This window comes from Actinomadura geliboluensis, assembly GCF_005889745.1.
In the GTDB taxonomy this organism is placed as follows: Bacteria; Actinomycetota; Actinomycetes; order Streptosporangiales; family Streptosporangiaceae; genus Spirillospora; species Spirillospora geliboluensis.
In genome coordinates, this window is the sequence record NZ_VCKZ01000032.1 from 1 (window position 1) to 14938 (window position 14938).

Annotated in this window: 17 protein-coding genes; 7 read left to right on the plus strand and 10 right to left on the minus strand. The window is 70.6% G+C overall.

The window, feature by feature from the left end; all coding sequences use genetic code 11:
- On the plus strand, positions 1-1684 hold a 1684-nt coding region (locus tag ETD96_RS07315; protein WP_171068904.1), incomplete at its 5' end, for a hypothetical protein.
- A 57-nt stretch (positions 1685-1741) separates the two neighbouring features.
- Here ETD96_RS07315 and ETD96_RS07320 read toward each other — a convergent pair.
- Entirely contained in the window at positions 1742-2665 is a 924-nt protein-coding gene (locus ETD96_RS07320) for a pyridoxamine 5'-phosphate oxidase family protein (RefSeq protein WP_138635518.1), read from the minus strand.
- Positions 2666-2689: 24 nt separating this feature from the next.
- Complete coding sequence (locus tag ETD96_RS07325) at positions 2690-3151, minus strand: VOC family protein (RefSeq protein WP_138635519.1); 462 nt, start codon at positions 3149-3151, stop codon at positions 2690-2692.
- A gap of 121 nt (positions 3152-3272) precedes the next feature.
- Here ETD96_RS07325 and ETD96_RS07330 point away from each other — a divergent pair, with 121 nt between their 5' ends.
- Both ETD96_RS07330 and ETD96_RS07335 read left to right on the plus strand, forming a co-directional pair.
- Positions 3273-3845, plus strand: coding sequence for a CGNR zinc finger domain-containing protein (locus ETD96_RS07330; RefSeq protein WP_240807343.1), 573 nt, complete (start codon positions 3273-3275; stop codon positions 3843-3845).
- Positions 3846-4020: 175 nt separating this feature from the next.
- The gene (locus ETD96_RS07335; protein ID WP_138635520.1) at positions 4021-4389 is read left to right on the plus strand and encodes a nuclear transport factor 2 family protein; all 369 of its coding nucleotides are present in this window, start codon (positions 4021-4023) and stop codon (positions 4387-4389) included.
- Between the two features lie 73 nt (positions 4390-4462).
- Here the strand turns inward: ETD96_RS07335 and ETD96_RS07340 are convergent, their stop codons facing one another.
- From ETD96_RS07340 to ETD96_RS07365, 7 genes are read right to left on the minus strand one after another with little or no spacing between them, the layout of a single operon-like run.
- Positions 4463-6271 (minus strand): complex I subunit 5 family protein, encoded by a 1809-nt coding sequence (locus tag ETD96_RS07340; RefSeq protein ID WP_138635521.1) that lies wholly within the window; start codon positions 6269-6271, stop codon positions 4463-4465.
- Positions 6268-6612: a sodium:proton antiporter gene (locus ETD96_RS07345; RefSeq protein ID WP_138635522.1), complete on the minus strand. Its 345-nt coding sequence runs from the start codon at positions 6610-6612 to the stop codon at positions 6268-6270. The genes ETD96_RS07340 and ETD96_RS07345 overlap by 4 nt, the downstream gene beginning before the upstream one ends.
- Positions 6609-7355, minus strand: a complete 747-nt coding sequence (locus ETD96_RS07350) for an MnhB domain-containing protein (RefSeq protein WP_138635523.1) — start codon at positions 7353-7355, stop codon at positions 6609-6611. Before ETD96_RS07350 ends, ETD96_RS07345 begins: the two co-directional genes overlap by 4 nt.
- Complete coding sequence (locus ETD96_RS07355) at positions 7352-7612, minus strand: Na(+)/H(+) antiporter subunit B (RefSeq protein ID WP_138635524.1); 261 nt, start codon at positions 7610-7612, stop codon at positions 7352-7354. Before ETD96_RS07355 ends, ETD96_RS07350 begins: the two co-directional genes overlap by 4 nt.
- A complete protein-coding gene (locus ETD96_RS44460) occupies positions 7609-7917 on the minus strand; it encodes a monovalent cation/H(+) antiporter subunit G (RefSeq protein WP_171068905.1) in 309 nt (102 codons plus the stop codon). Before ETD96_RS44460 ends, ETD96_RS07355 begins: the two co-directional genes overlap by 4 nt.
- On the minus strand, positions 7914-8177 hold the full coding sequence (locus ETD96_RS44465) for a monovalent cation/H+ antiporter complex subunit F (RefSeq protein ID WP_171068906.1): 264 nt from the start codon (positions 8175-8177) through the stop codon (positions 7914-7916). The genes ETD96_RS44460 and ETD96_RS44465 overlap by 4 nt, the downstream gene beginning before the upstream one ends.
- Positions 8174-8533 carry a hypothetical protein gene (locus ETD96_RS07365; RefSeq protein ID WP_138635526.1) on the minus strand — a complete coding sequence of 120 codons (360 nt, stop codon included), beginning with the start codon at positions 8531-8533 and terminating at the stop codon, positions 8174-8176. The genes ETD96_RS44465 and ETD96_RS07365 overlap by 4 nt, the downstream gene beginning before the upstream one ends.
- Positions 8534-8902: 369 nt before the next feature.
- Here ETD96_RS07365 and ETD96_RS47890 point away from each other — a divergent pair, with 369 nt between their 5' ends.
- The 3 genes from ETD96_RS47890 to ETD96_RS07380 all read left to right on the plus strand — a co-directional run bounded on the left by ETD96_RS47890 (position 8903) and on the right by ETD96_RS07380 (position 11630).
- On the plus strand, positions 8903-9814 hold the full coding sequence (locus ETD96_RS47890) for an N-acetylmuramoyl-L-alanine amidase (RefSeq protein ID WP_138635527.1): 912 nt from the start codon (positions 8903-8905) through the stop codon (positions 9812-9814).
- Between the two features lie 147 nt (positions 9815-9961).
- The gene (locus tag ETD96_RS07375; protein WP_138635528.1) at positions 9962-10636 is read left to right on the plus strand and encodes an esterase/lipase family protein; all 675 of its coding nucleotides are present in this window, start codon (positions 9962-9964) and stop codon (positions 10634-10636) included.
- 127 nt (positions 10637-10763) lie between these two features.
- On the plus strand, positions 10764-11630 hold the full coding sequence (locus ETD96_RS07380; protein ID WP_240807345.1) for an N-acetylmuramoyl-L-alanine amidase: 867 nt from the start codon (positions 10764-10766) through the stop codon (positions 11628-11630).
- 378 nt (positions 11631-12008) lie between these two features.
- On the opposite strand, the gene ETD96_RS07385 is transcribed toward ETD96_RS07380, so the two are convergent.
- Complete coding sequence (locus ETD96_RS07385) at positions 12009-12881, minus strand: alpha/beta fold hydrolase (protein WP_138635529.1); 873 nt, start codon at positions 12879-12881, stop codon at positions 12009-12011.
- 58 nt (positions 12882-12939) lie between these two features.
- Between ETD96_RS07385 and ETD96_RS07390 the strand changes: the two genes are divergently transcribed.
- Positions 12940-14934: an AfsR/SARP family transcriptional regulator gene (locus ETD96_RS07390; RefSeq protein ID WP_138635530.1), complete on the plus strand. Its 1995-nt coding sequence runs from the start codon at positions 12940-12942 to the stop codon at positions 14932-14934.
- Positions 14935-14938 lie beyond the last annotated feature (4 nt).

A 14938-nucleotide genomic window follows, 5' to 3' on the forward strand; every position in this document is an offset into this window, starting at 1 on the left:
GAGCCTGGTCGTGGGCGCTACGGCGGTCACGGCCGTCGTGGCGGGGGCGCTGGGCGCGGGGGTGCTGAGCGGTCCGGAGCGGGTGAGCGCAGGTCAGGTCGCGGCTACCGCACAGGTGGCGCCGCAGATTTCGCAGGACGTTCGGGAGCGGTATCCGCACGGGCTGCGAGGCGAGGCCGTGAGCAAGGGGGAGCCTCGCCCGGCGAAGGCACGACGGCTGAACGCCGAAGCGGGGGTCCGAGTCACGCTCGATGTGCTTGATCGACATGGCAAGCCGGCCAGCGAGACGGGTGTTCTGCTGTACCCGCTCACCGGAGACGAGCCGTTCTACGCCGATCTGGTGGACGGCCACGCCGAAGGGGAGGTCCCGGCGGGTCAGTATGCGGTGCTGACCCGTGTCAGCACTGTTGAAGCGAATGGTGAGACGTCGTCGGCCCTCGTCTACCGGCCCAGTGTGACGATCAATGAGGCCACCAAGGTCCTGCTCGACGCGCGCAACGCAAAGCCCATCACGGCAACGGTCGATCGCACCGATGCCGACCTCCTCGATGGGGACGTGCGGATCGTCCAGGACATCGCAGGCCAGCCCGTCGTCACGTCGGCGATGATGTCGATCAAGAACGCCTACATCACGCCGACCGGTTCCATGCCGGGACTGGCGCTCGACCTCCAAGCCGTCTTCACCCGCAAGGGCGCCGAGAGCGGCAGCCCGTACGTCTACAACGTGGCGAGCCGGGTCTCGGACGGGGTGCCGCAAAAGCCGACACTGAGAGTCCGCACCAAGGACATGGCCGCGGTGAAGACCGCGTACGGGACCGAGGGAAGTCCGGCATGCGTCGGCGGTCATGCCCTGCCGTCCTGGCCGGACGGCGGCATCACCATGGGCTTCTTCACCGGAGTGGGTGCCGCACCCGGCACTCGTACCGAGTACTACTCGCCCGGCATCGCGTGGGACATCGACTGGATGAACACCGAGCCAGGCTGCGGCTTCGAGGAAGGCACCACGGAGATCTGGACGCGCGGTGAGCGCTTCGCTAAGCCGGGCTCGTACCAGCGTCGCCTGACCCCCGCCCCGTTCAGTCCCCGCAGCGGACGCGTCATCTGGGGCGAGTACGAGGGCGGGGAACCGGCGCTGACCATCGGGATGCATTCGACGAGCGCGGGCAGGAGCTTCATGGCGCCGTACCCCGGGGCGTCCGGTACCTCCGTCCTGCGGGACGCCAACGGGAAGACGGTCTACTCCTACGACGCCCCAGGCGCCGCCTGGGGATGGCCAGTGCCGAAGCCGGGCAAGTACAGCCTCACCGTGGACGAGAAGCGCGCCTCCCCCTTCTCGCCGCTCGCCGTACGCCAGCACGCCGTTTGGCACTTCACCGTCCGGGACGACAAGGTCATCGCCTTGCCGTCCCTCAGCTTCCGCACTCCGCTCGACGCGCAGTCAAGGGCCAGAGCAGGGGCTCGCCAGCAGATCACCATGACGACCGACCACACGGGCACCGCCAAGCCGAAGCTGTGGGCTTCGTCCGATGACGGCAAGACCTGGAAGGCCGTCGGGGTGACACGCAAGGGCGATGCCTGGGCGGCGACCTTGACGAATCCGAAGGCGGGCTTCGTCTCTCTGCGGACGGCCGTCGCGGGTGTCGTCGACCAGACCGTGATCCGGGCGTACGCCGTCCACGGGTAGGGACGTCGCGCCGAAGGTCTCCGCTTCAGGACGGCTCGTGATCCCTGAGACAACGGATCACGAGCCGTCCCGACGCTGGAGGACGGGCGGGTTGAAGCGAGAAGAAACGGCGTCGCTCCAGCGGAGAGGGACGGCGTCGGCGATCTCGATGACGTCGGTGACGGTGAATTCGACCAGTCGTTCAGCGCCCGGCACGGCGGCGGCGTTCTCGGGATCCCAGTCGGTGCGGGCCGTGCCGGTCAGGTGCAGGACGGCACCCGTGCGCCAGTCGGGGAGCAGGAGCCCAGCTCGCGGATTCACCTCCAGATTGCCCAGCGTGTTGAACATGGCGTTGCCGACATAGTCGGGCCAGCGCAGCACTGTCGGCGACACCACCTCGATGAATCCCGGGTTGCCGCCGCGGTGGGAGGCGTCGGCGTTGCCCTCTCTGTCGGAGGTGGCGATGAAGAACGTGTCCGCACCGCCGATCCACCGCTGCTGGTCGCTGGTGAGGGTTCCAGAACGTTGAGGACGTCCAGGAGCAGTGGCCAGGTCCCACTCATGCTCCCGTTTCTGGATGTACTTGGGGCAGTTCGAGTACACCTGATCGAGCTTGACGTGCAAGCCATGCTCGGTAGGTACGGCCTGCCCGTTCAGCCGCATCCGGCGATGCCGGGACGGTTCGATCGCGAGCATCCCGACCGGCGCAGGGGTGCGAAGTCGCTCATAGAGCGGGTCCCCAACACCAGGACGGGCATCGATGGTGAGCGTGCCGGCGTCCTCGGCGTGCAGGAAGCCGGGCTGCCCGGTGAGCAGCGTCGCCCATAGCCGTCCGTCGGTGTCGGCGGCGCCGAGCACCAGCATCGGCTGCTGGAGCAGGAACTTCCGCGCCACCTCAGGGATCTCCGTACGGATGGCGCGTGCGGAGAACCCGCCCTGGTCGAGCAGACCGGCGCGCCGCTGGGCGGCCCGTTCGCCCTCGTGGTAGACGTCGACCGCCACAGCGGCCTCCTTCCGGGTGAGGTGCTAGAAGAAACCGCAGGTCGGGGCGGCCCCGCTGGGCGCGGGGGCGGTGTCGGCGCCGGTGGGCACGTAGATCTCCAGGCGCGTCCCGTCGGGGTCGGTGAAGAAGATCCCGCCGGACGAGACGCCTTCGCCGTGCGGGACGACGCCGTCGTGGACGAGCTCGGCGCCCAGGTCGCGCAGCACCCGTTCGGCGGCCATCACCTCGTCGATCGTTTCGACCTGGAACGACAGGTGGTGCAGGCCCGCCGAGCGGGTCGCGAACGTGGTGTCGCTCTGCTCCCACAGGGTCAGCACCAGCCGACCGTCCCGTCCGAGGAAGGCCCAGCGGCGGCTCGGGTCCTTGCTCTCCGCCTGGACCTCGAATCCGAAAACGCGCAGGTAGAAGGGCAGCGACCGGTCCAGGTCGTTCACGTTCAGCCCGACGTGTCCCGTTTGCAGTGCCTTGATGGCGGCTGTCTCCATGACGCACCTCACTAACCCCCGGGCGGCACGCCCAGGCTCGGCTAACTGTCTATCGAAACATAGACGGTTATAAAATGATCGTCAACCGGCTAAGGTGCGTTAGGTGGGTAGAATCCGCACCGTGCAGCAGGAACGCGGTGTGCAGCGGCAGGAGAGCGCGGACCCTCGGCTGCTGGTCGGGGAGCCGCTCAGCCTGGACCTCGTCAACACCTTGTGGGTGGACGATCGCGTCCATCGCGACCTGCTCGACTCCACCGACGGCCTGGCCATCTGGCTGCGTTCGGCAGGGCTGGACGATCGGGCTGTGGCCGACCGGGCGACGCTCGACGCCACGGTGGAGACGCGCGAGATTCTTCACGCGCTCCTCGCCGAACACCCGTCCCCGGAAACGGTGGACGCGTTCAACCACGTCCTTGAGCACGGAGCCTTGCACTACCGGCTAGGCCCCAACGGACGGGAAGAGCATCCGCGGACCGACGACCCCGCATGGCTTCCGTCCTGGCTGGCCGCCACCGACTACCTCCGGCTCACGACCGAGGCCCCCGCACGCGTCAAGCACTGCGCGCATCCCGACTGCGTGCTGTACTTCTTCGACGCGACCAAGAGCGGCACCCGCCGCTGGTGCTCGATGGCCATCTGCGGCAACCGCGCCAAAGCCGCCCGCCACTACGAACGCGCGAAGTCCAACCGCTGACAGGCCGCTGACCCGGCCGGACAAATGACAACGCCGCACTCAACCGACCAAAAAACCGGCTTCTGATCGCCAGAGTGATGTCGAGGATGCCTCGGGCGCTCCGACCTACTCGGGAGGGCGCCGTCCGCCAACGGCCGACGGCCTCCGCAACGCACCCGAACCGGGAAGGACCGACATGTCACGCAACACCGACACCGTCACCAGGTACATCGACGGCTTCCGCAAGAACGATCACGCGCAGATCCTGTCCTGCCTGACCGACGACATCGAGTGGACGGTCTTCGGCGGCTTCCACCTGACCGGCAAGGACGCCTACGACAAGGCCATCGACGGGCCGCCGGAGTTCGTCAACCCTCCGCACCTGGAGGTCGTCCGGATGGTCGAGCAGGACGACGTCGTCATGGCGGAGATGACCGGGACGGTGAAGCGGGCCGCGGGCGGCGAGATGCGCATGTCCATGGCGGAGGTGTTCGTCATGCGCGACGGCAAGATCGCCGAACGCCGCGCCTGGGTCGTCGAGCTGAAGGAGAACCACTTCCGCTGACACGAGGGCGGCTCGGTCGACGGCAACGACGACCGGGCCGTCCCACCCCAAGCGGACGACAGACCCGCGGCGCTCAGAGGGTGGCGGCCCAGGCCAGAGCAAGGGTTGCGGTCGCCGCGATCAGCCAGGTCGTGTAGTCGCCGATGCTGCCGCTGTGGACGGTCTTCACCGCGATGATCGGCGGCCTGCTACATGCCCGTAGCGGTTTTTGAAGGCGAGTCGGAAGGCGTTGCCACCAGAGACCGACCGCCGCGCATAGGAAGGCCCCCGCGAAGGAGAGCGCCCCGTAGAGCCAGTCGCGCAAAGGGATGTCGTGTTCGGGGAGAGGACGAGGCGGCGGTGCGATGCCTTGGGTCACCAGGCGGGCATGGGACGCGTGGTCGTGCAGGTCGGCTGCCGCCTTTATCGCGTGAGCAGGCAGGTCAGGAGTGAAGGCCAGGAAGTAGCCGGTGGCTGCCAGGAGCAAGGGCGCGATCAAAGGCCATAGGCGGTGGTGGCCGTCGACACGATGGGGTTCGGTTTCCTGGCTGGTCAGGGTCGGATCCTCAGCGGGACCCCAGCCCAGGAAGATGCGGGCCGCCGCACGCAGTACCGCCGCCGCGCTGATCGCTATGCAGACGGCCAGAACAGGCGCCACCCACGCATAGCCGGCGCTTGCCAGCGCGTCGTAAACAAGAGTCGCGGATTGGAACGGGCCGAAGCCGGGAGGGGTCGCCAAACCCGCAGCACAAATGGTCAGAAGCACTGCCAGCGCAAAGGGACCCGCGCGGCCACGGCCATGCAAAACCGTCTCGTCCGACGAACCCAGCCGCACGATCAGCATTCCCAGGCACAGCATCAGCGCGCCCCGCAACAAGCCGGCGGTGATGATGTACATGACCGAGCCCGCCAGACCCTCAGCCGTAAGCATCGCAATGCCCGCCAGCACCACACCGCCATTGCTGACGGTCATGAACGCCAGCTGCCGTTTCAGGTCCGCTTCCAGGAAGCACATGACGGCGCCCAGGACCGCGCTGAGCAGCGCCAGGCCCAGCAACGCGTGGCGTACGGCGTCGTCGTCGCCGAGCGTCGGGGCGAAGACGGTGGCGTGGACGCGGGAGTACACGTCGTACGCCAGGTCGCTCATCACGGCGGTGAAGATGGCCGCTGCCGGGGCGGTGGCCACGCTGTAGGCGTCCGTCAGCCAGAAGTGGAAGGGGACGGTCCCCGCCTTCACCAGGAATCCGACCGTGATGAAGGTGAGCGCAAGCACCAACAGCCCGGACGGGTGATGCTGCTCCAGCGCCGTGCCGATGCCGACGAGGTTGAGGTTGCCGGTCCGCCCGTAGAGGACGCCGATCCCCATCAGCAGGGTCAGCGTTCCGATGGTGTTGAGGATGGCGAAGTCCAGTGCGCCCTGCAGCACTTCCGGACGCTTCACGTGGTAGCCGCTGAGCGCGTACGCAGCGACGCTCATCAGCTCCAGGAACACGAAGATGTTGAACAGGTCCCCGGACAGAACGAACCCCACCATGCCGGCAAGGAAGGCCAACATCAGCGAGTAGAAGAGATGGCGGATGTTCTCGAAATGCCCCCAGGAGAACACCAGCGCACCGAGGACGGCCGCCGCCGCCAGGGTCGCCTCCGCAGCGGCCAGCGGATCGACGACGAAGCCGATCCCCCAGGGAAACCCGCCCTGGACCGGAGACCAGCCCCCGAACCAGTAGACGATCGTGCCGTCGGTCGAGTGCAGGGTGAGGGCCAGGCTCATGCCGGTCACGGCGGCGGCGCAGGCGATGGCGATCGCGTCCGGGAGCAGGCGGGGCAGGTGCTGGCCCACGGCGGCCAGGAGCGCGGCGCAGACCAGCGGCAGCGCGACGGCGAGGGGAACGAGCTGGTTCATCCGCGGGTCGGACGCATCTCTTCCGGGTCCACCGTCCCGGCGTGCCGGTGCGCCTGCAGGGCCAGGGACAGGACCAGCGCGAGGACGACGACGCTCACCACGATGTCGGTGAGGGTGAGGGCCTGGACCACCGGGTCGGTGAGCGGTGTGCCCGGTGCCTGCCCCTTGGTGACGGGTGGCGACGCCCCGCTGCGGTAGCCGACCGCCAGCAGCAGCAGGTACGTGGACGACTGCATGATGTTCAGGCACACGCCGAGGTGGATGTAGCTCCGGCTGGTCGCCACCCCGTACAGGCCGGCGACGAACAGCACCCCGGCGACCACGTACGGGTAGTAGATCACTGGTCCGCCCTGGCGTCGGACGGCTGCGTGTACTCCTCGATGAACTCGCGGTAGATGAGGACGAAGGCGGCTGTGACCTCTACACCGGCGGCCCAGTTCAGAGCGGCGGTCGTACCGCCGGAGGCGAGGGTCCCGGCCGACCCCAGGGGGAGGGTGTTCGTCAGGAAGGCGGCGCCTGCGGTCAGCCCCAGGAAACCCAGTGCCACGTAGGCGGCGGCACCCAGCCCCTCGGTCGCGTCGAGCAGGGTGGTCGGCGCAAGGCGGCGGAACTGGCGGTGGCCGCCTGCCAGCCACAGCAGCAGCGCGCCGCCGGACGCGAGCACTCCGCCCTGGAACCCGCCGCCGGGAGTGATGTATCCGAAGCTGATCACCCACAGGCCGAACAGCAGCAGCACGGGAGCGAGCACACCGCCGACGGTGCGGACGGCGTCGCTGGTGACGTTGTCAGGGGGCGGACGTCCGGTGGCGGCTTCGCGGCTCGACCGCAGCAGCAGGACGAGGCCCATCACGGCCGTGAAGAGGATGAACTCCTCGATCATCGTGTCCATGCCGCGGTAGTCGAACATCACGGCGGTCACGAAGTTGGTGATGTGGCGCTGCCCCTGGGCGTTCTGGTTGATGAGACGGCCGTACTCGCCGATTCGGGCGCCGAAGTCCGGAAGGCCGGTGTAGCCCCAGATGAGGACGCTGAGGATCGCCGCGAGCGGGGGCAGCACCAGCACCCGCCGCCACCGCGCCTTCATCCCTTTCCCCCGCCATGGGTCTTGTAGATGACGGGCAGCAGCACCATCGGAACGCCGATCGACGACACCGCGATCTCCGCGATCGCCACGTCCGGCGCCATCAGCAGCGCGAACACCATGACGAGCGACAGCCCGAACAGGCTGAAGACGACGACCTGGCGCAGCGGGTCGCGGACCAGCACCGTCCCCACGGCCAGGACGCCGGCGAGGGTGAGCGCGATCGCCTGCAGGACGGTCGTGAGCGCCGCGGCGGTCATGAGCCGGCCTCGCGGTCGTGCAGCATGCGCCGTGCCGCGCGTCCGACCGCGTGGGTGACCACTGGGCTGAGCAGAAGGAGCACGGCGGCCGCGGTGACGACCTCGACCGTGCTGGACACCGATCCCGCGCCGCCGGTCACCACCACGGACGTGCCGATGAGCGCCGGTCCGACGGTGGCGGACGCGGCGGTGTAGTGCAGCCGGTCGAAGACGTCGCGCATCCACCAGACGCCGACGCAGCACGCGAGCTGGGCGGCCACCCCGGCCCAGAGCAGCACCTGCGCGGCGACTTCGGCGGCGCTCACGGCAGCCGGTCCAGGAAGCGGGCGAAGACCAGGCCGCTGACGACGACGCAGACGGCGGTGATCAGCGCGAGGGAGGAGAAGGACGACTGCTGCAGCCCGGTGGTGAGGCAGATCAGCACCAGCGTCGCCTGCGCTCCGACCGCTTGGAGGGCGGCCACGCCGTCGATCGCCTTGGCGCGGAGGCCGACGACCAGCAGCGGCAGCCATCCGGCGAGGAGGACGGCCGCCGCGAGGAGGAACAGGGGCCGGGTCGCGGTCACGACGGACGCTCCGATCGGCGGTCCGGTCGCAGGTCGTGGAGCAATCGCCGTCCTGTTTCGGGTGAGATGTCGAGGACGTAGCAGTTCGGTGACCAGGTGGCCACCAGCTGCACCCAGGCCCGGCGTCCCGAGGGCACGGGGCCGTGGCCGGCCTCGCTCGCGTCCTCCCGGAAGGTGCCCACTTCGCGCCGTCCGGTGGCGACGGACGCGGCGAGCACGCGGACGACGATCGAGAAGTCCACGACCATCGCGACCGTGGCCGCGCCGAGCTCGCGGCACCAGGCCCAGCGTCCGCGCGCGTCCAGCAGCCCTTCCTCGCTGACCAGCAAGGCGCTTACCGCGGCTACAAGCGCCATGGCCGCTCCCCACACGGCGTTCAGCCAGGACCATTCACCGACGAACAGCATCCAGAGGGCGAAGAGGGGCGGCCACCAGAGCAGTAGCCGGAGCACACGAACCCTTGGCGTCGTCCCCTCCGACTGGCCGGCCATGTGGCGCCTCCCCGAAACCGGCGGCCGCCCGTCGCCGAGGCAGGCCGTCCTTCCCCACCTGCCCGTCCGAGCCTCTTCGTAATCATCCGTTCACTGTTTGTACTCAAGAGGGCGCTCGCCCCCACACCTCCCGTCACGCCCGCTCCAGAGGCGTATCCAGCCGTTCCAGATGAAAGCCGGGGACAAGGGGCCTAGGCTCTCGTGTCACGTTCTGAATCCGTATGGAGGCCGACCGTGGACATCATCAGCCGGAAGGAGTGGGGAGCCCGCGCTCCGCGGTCCCGCTCGACGGTCTCGTGGGGGGCCCGCACCGAGTTCGTCGTCCATTACTCCGAAGGCCCCACCACGCAGACGGTGCGGTCCATCCAGGACTTCCACATGGACGGCAACGGCTGGGCCGACATCGGCTACAACTTCCTGGTCGACGTCAAGGGCCGCATCTACGAGGGGCGCGGCTGGCTGACGGTCGGCGCGCACGCGCCGGGCCACAACTCGTCCGGCATCGGCGTTTGCATGATCGGACGGGACGGCGACGCGACCGCGGCGGCCAAGCGGTCCATCCGGGCGGTCTACGACGAGGCGGTCCGCCGCAAGGGCGGCGGCCTGAAGAAGCTCGGGCACCGGGACGTGTACGCCACGAGCTGCCCCGGCGACCAGCTGTACGCGTGGGTGCGGGCCGGGATGCCCGCCTCCGGTTCCGGCGGCGGCTCCGGCGACGGCGACACGCCGGACTACGTGTCCGTCGGGATGGCCGCGGCGCAGGACCTGCCGCCCGGCGAGTGGGTGACGGTCCGCTGGGACGACGAGTACTCCGACTCGGCGCACCACCACCGGAACGCGGGCGGCCCGTCCTTCATCGAAGGGCCCGCCCAGTACGCCCTCGTCGCGAACGTCCGCGTCGAGGGGCTGGCGCGGGGCACGCGGCTCCAGGCGCGGGTGATCGAGCGCGCCGACTCCGACGGCAGCGTCGAGGTCGGGTCGACCTCCGAGCACGTCGCCTTCGACGGGGCGACGTTCCTGCATCACGACGTGGCGGCGGACGTCGTGGGCAACGGCCGCCGGGTCCGGTTCCAGGTCATCCAGCACGGCACCGGCACGGGACGGGTCACCGGAGGCACCGCCAAGGGCCTCATCTGGTCCATCTGAGACCTCGCCCAACGCCCGCCTGAGGTCACCCCCCGGGAAACGCGGCCGCCCCGCCGGATCGGTCAAGGCCGGTGATTTCGCCGATGCGTGCGGCGCCGCGCCGGGTCACAGTTCAGGGGTTCGGTTCCCCCCACCCCTGGAGGCTTCATGAAACGGGTCCTCGGGTCGCTCATCGCGCTCTGCGCGGCGCTGGCGACGTTCGGGCTCGGCCTCGCGGCACCGGCCAACGCCGCCGGACCGCGGCCCGTCGTCTTCGTGCACGGCTACACCGGCAGCGCGTCCAACTGGGTCACGGCCATGTCGGTGTTCCGCGCCGCCGGTTACAGCAGCGACCAGCTGTTCGCCTACGAGTACAACTCCTACGGCGACAACAAGCAGAACGCCGCCGGGCTGGCGTCGTACGTGAACCAGGTGAAGTCGCGGACCGGCGCGTCGCAGGTCGACATCGTCAACCACTCCATGGGCGGCCTGGTCAGCCAGTACTACCTGAAGGTCCTGAACGGCAACCCGAACGTGGCGCACCTGGCGTCGATCGCGGGCGCCAACCACGGGACGACGTACGCCACCGCGTGCACCATCTTCGAGACGTGCCGCCAGATGCTCCCGGGCTCGTCCTTCATCCAGCAGATCAGCGCGGGGGACGAGACGCCCGGCAGCACGCAGTACGCCACCTGGTACTCGCCGTGCGACGGCATCATCATCCCCTACACCAGCACCCGCTTGGACGGCGCGAACAACCACTACGTCGCCTGCCAGACCCACATCGGCTTCCTCGCCGACGCGGTGGTCCTCGGCGCCATCGCCCAGTTCACCAAGAGCTAGCCGGCACCGACGAGCACACGTGGCGGGACGTCCTCGGGGGGACGTCCCGCTTCGGCGTCCCAAGCGCGCGCGAGCCGTCACCGAACCGACCTGCCCAATCCGGAACGAACCCGCACGGTTACTCTGAGTGCATCAGGGCGAGCAGGTCATCGGGGGAGGCGGGCTTGTGCGGTGGTTCGGGAGCGGCCTCGTGGCCGGGATGGCGCTGAGCGTCGGGTTGGTGCTGGCCGGGTGCGGCGGAGGGTCGGACAACGGGACGTCCGGCGAAGGCACGCCGGGGAGCGGCACACCGACGGGCGGGACGCCGAAGACGAGCGCGTCCGGCACCCGCGCCGCGTCGCCGGTGAGCGGGAAGGTGATCGTGCTCGACCCCGGTCACAACGGCGGCAACGCGTCCCATCCGGAAGTGATCAACAAGCAGGTCTTCATCGGGAACGGCCGCAAGCCGTGCAACACGGTCGGGACGAGCACGCCCGATGGCTACGCCGAGCACGCCTTCACCTGGGACGTGGCGAACCGGCTCGCGCGCAGGCTGCGGGACGAGGGCGCGAAGGTCACGCTGACCCGCGAGAACGACACCGGCGTCGGGCCGTGCATCACGGAGCGCGCGGCGACCGCCAACCGGCTGCACGCGGACGCGGCGCTGTCGATCCACGCCGACGGCGCCGCCGCGTCCGGGCACGGGTTCCATGTGATAGTCCCGGCGCCGGTCGGCGAGAACAAGGGCATCGTGGACGCGTCCCGCCGGCTGGGCCTGGACATCCGCGACGCCTTCCACGCCGGGACCGGCCTCCCCTTCGCCACCTACGTCGGGAAGGAGGGCCTGGACCGGCGCGACGACCTCGGCGGGCTGAACCTGTCCACGGTCCCGGCCGCGTTCATCGAGTGCGGCAACATGGCGAACGCGGGCGACGCGGCCAAGATGTCCAGTGCCTCGTTCCGGCAGCGCATGGCCGACTCCCTCGCGCAGGGTTTCGATAGGTACTTCCAGTGAGACGCGCACTTCCAGTGAGAAGGGTGCTGTTTGCCGTTCACTGGGCTTAAAGGGCCGATTGTCCGGCTACACGAGCGGTCGACGGGGACGCCACCGGACGAACGGACGATGACCATGGCCCGTAGACGGGGACACAGCGCACCGCTCAACTGGGAGATGCTCCTGGGGTTGGCGGCGTTCGGATTCATCCTCTATGTGTGGGTGTGGGCGGCAACGCAGGGCGGCCCGCCCTGGTGACCGCCCTGGTTCGCGGAACTCTGGCCGCCGCCGGGTCTCCGGCGACGACCGGCACGGGCCGCGCCCGGCGCTGATCGTTCAGACCTGCACCGGGCGCGGCCCGTGCTCGGCGTCCGGGCGCTGCGACGCCGCCCGGACGTCCTAGCGGGCCATCAGCGCGCGAAGGGACTTCGCGATCTCCGCCGGGTCCTCCTCGGCCATGAAGTGGCCGCAGGTCACGGTGGCGTGGTGGAGGTCGGACGCCCAGGCGCGCCAGAGGGCCACGGCGTCGTAGCCGAGCGCGGCGCCCCAGTCCTGCTGGAGGACGGTGACGGGCATCCGCAGCCGGTTGCCCGCGTCGCGGTCGGCCGTGTCCTGGTCGACGTCGATCGTGGCGGACGCGCGGTAGTCGGCGACGATCGACGGGATCGCGGCGCGGCAGGCGTCCAGGTAGGCGGCGCGGACGTCCGGCGGGATCGCGGACGGGTCGTTCGCCCACAGGTCGAGGAAGTGGCCGAAGAACGCGTCCGGGGCGCCGGCGATCAGCTGCTCGGGGAGGCCGGGCGGCTGGGCCATCAGGTAGAGGTGGAAGCCGACGGCGGCGGTGGTGCCGTGCATGACGTCCCACATGTCCAGGGTGGGCAGGACGTCCAGGATGGCCAGGTGGGTGATGGTGTCGGGGTGGTCGAGACCGGCACGGAAGGCGACGAGGGCGCCGCGGTCGTGCCCGGCCAGCGCGAACCGCTCGTGGCCCAGGGCGCGGGCCAAGGCGACGATGTCGGCGGCCATGGTCCGCTTGGAGTAGTCGGCGTCGGCGCCTTCCGGCTTGTCGCTCTCCCCGTATCCACGGAGGTCGGGGACGATGACGGTGTGGTCGGCGGCAAGGTCGCGGGCGACGTGCCGCCACATCAGGTGGGTCTGCGGGAAGCCGTGCAGAAGGACGATAGGCGAGCCCGACCCGCCGACGGCCACGTTCAGGGAGACGCCGTCCGCGACGGGGACGCGCTTGTATTCGAATCCGTTGATGTTTGCCATGACCTCAGGTTGCCCGCCGCCAATGAGCATCCGATGAGCGCGCTATACGGTGGCTTGGGTGGACGTCCTGTTCGGGGTACTCGGGCCGGTCACGGCCTGGGACGGCGACGGGAACACCATCGCCTTGAAGGGGCCGCGGCACCGCGCCGTCCTGGCCCGGCTGATCATCGCGCGCGGACGCGTCGTCCCGGTGTCCCTTCTGGTGGACGACCTGTGGATCGATCCCCCTTCGGACGGGGTCGGGGCGGTCCGTACCTTCGTGGCGGCGCTGCGGCGCGTCCTGGAACCCGGCCGTCCGCCCCGGACGCCGTCCCGGCTGCTGGTGACCGAGGGCCCCGGGTACGCGCTGCGCCCCGGCCCGGACGGGGTGGACGCCTGGCGCTTCGAGGACGCCGTGACCGAGACCGGCCGTCCCGCGACCGGCCGATCCGCGAACGGCCGTCCCCCGGCCGGCCGTCCCGCGTCCGAGCTGCTCGCCGCGCTGGACGAGGCGCTCGGCTGGTGGCGCGGACCCGCCTACGCCGAGTTCGCCGACGAGCCGTGGGCGCGCGCGGAGCGGTCCCGGCTGGCGGAGCTGCGGCTGCGCGCGGCCGAGCGGCGGGCGGAGGCACTGCTAGCCCTGGGCCTCGCCGCCGACGCCGTCCCGGACCTCGACGCGCACGTCGCCGAGCACCCTTGGCGGGAGGACGCGTGGCGCCTGCTGGCCCTGGCCCTCTACCGCACCGGCCGTCAGGGCGACGCGCTCGCAGTGCTTCGCCGAGCGCGCGGCCTCCTCGTAGAGCAACTGGGGGTCGACCCAGGCCCGGAGTTGCGTCGCCTAGAGGAGGACATCCTCCGCCAGGCCGACCGCCTGGCCCCTGCCCAGGATGCGGCGACGCGCGTATGGGCGAAGGCGGCCGAGACGTACGACCGCACGGTGGCGACCGGAGCGCGGGCCCGGCTGGAGTCGACCGTGGGCATCCTGCGCAACCTCGCGATGACCGGCGGCGGGGGCCTGGAGGCGGCCCGCGAGCAGCGGCTGCCGGCGATCCTGGCGGCGGAGGAGCTCGGCGACGCCGACCTCACCGCGCGGGTCATCGGCGCGTACGACGTCCCGGCGAACTGGACCCGGTCGGACGACCCGCGGCAGGCCGCCCAGGTCGCGGCGGCGGCCGAGCGGACCCTCGCCGCGCTCCCGCCGGGCCGCGCCGCCGCGCGGGCCCGGCTGCTGGCCACGATCGCGCTGGAGTCGCGCGGCACCGGCACGCCGCGGGCGCGCGAGGCGGCCCGGGAGGCGGAGGCGATCGCCCGCGGCCTGGACGACCCGGCGCTGCTCGCCTTCGCGCTGAACGGCGTCTACATGCAGACCTTCGAGCGCGCCGGCCTGGCCTCCCGGCGGGACGCGATCGGCGCCGAGCTGGTCGAGCTGTCCGCCCGGCACGACCTCGCGACCTACGAGGTGCTCGGGCACCTCATCCGGCTCCAGGCGCGCGGCGCGCTCGCCGACTTCGCCGGCGCCGACGAGCACGCGGCCGCCGCCGGACGGCTGGCCGAGCACCATGAACGTCCGCTGGTGGGCGTGTTCACCACCTGGTACCGCGCGATGCGGCTCGCCGCGTCCGGCGCCCCCATGGCCGAGGCCGAGGCGGCCTACCGGGACGCGGCCGAACGCATGCGGGGCTCCGGCATGCCGGGCTTGGAGGACGGTCTCCTGCCGCTGGCGCTCCTCTGCCTGCGCGTCCAGCACCGGCAGCCCGCCCAGACCGACCCGGCCGACTGGGGGCCTTACCAGCCGTGGGCCCGTCCCCTGGTGCTGCTGGCGCGCGGCCGTCCGGACGAGTCCGCGGCCGCACTCCGGGACGTCCCGGACCCGCCGCACGACCTGCTGTTCGAGGCCCTGTGGTGCCTGATCGCCACCGCCGCCCTCGCCGTGGACGACCGCGAGACGATGCGGCGCGCCCACGACGCCCTGGCCCCTGCCGCCGGCGAACTGGCGGGCGCAGGCAGCGGCGTCCTCACCCTCGGCCCCGTCTCCCGCTACCTGGACGACCTCACCGCCGCCCTCCGCGCCTGACCGG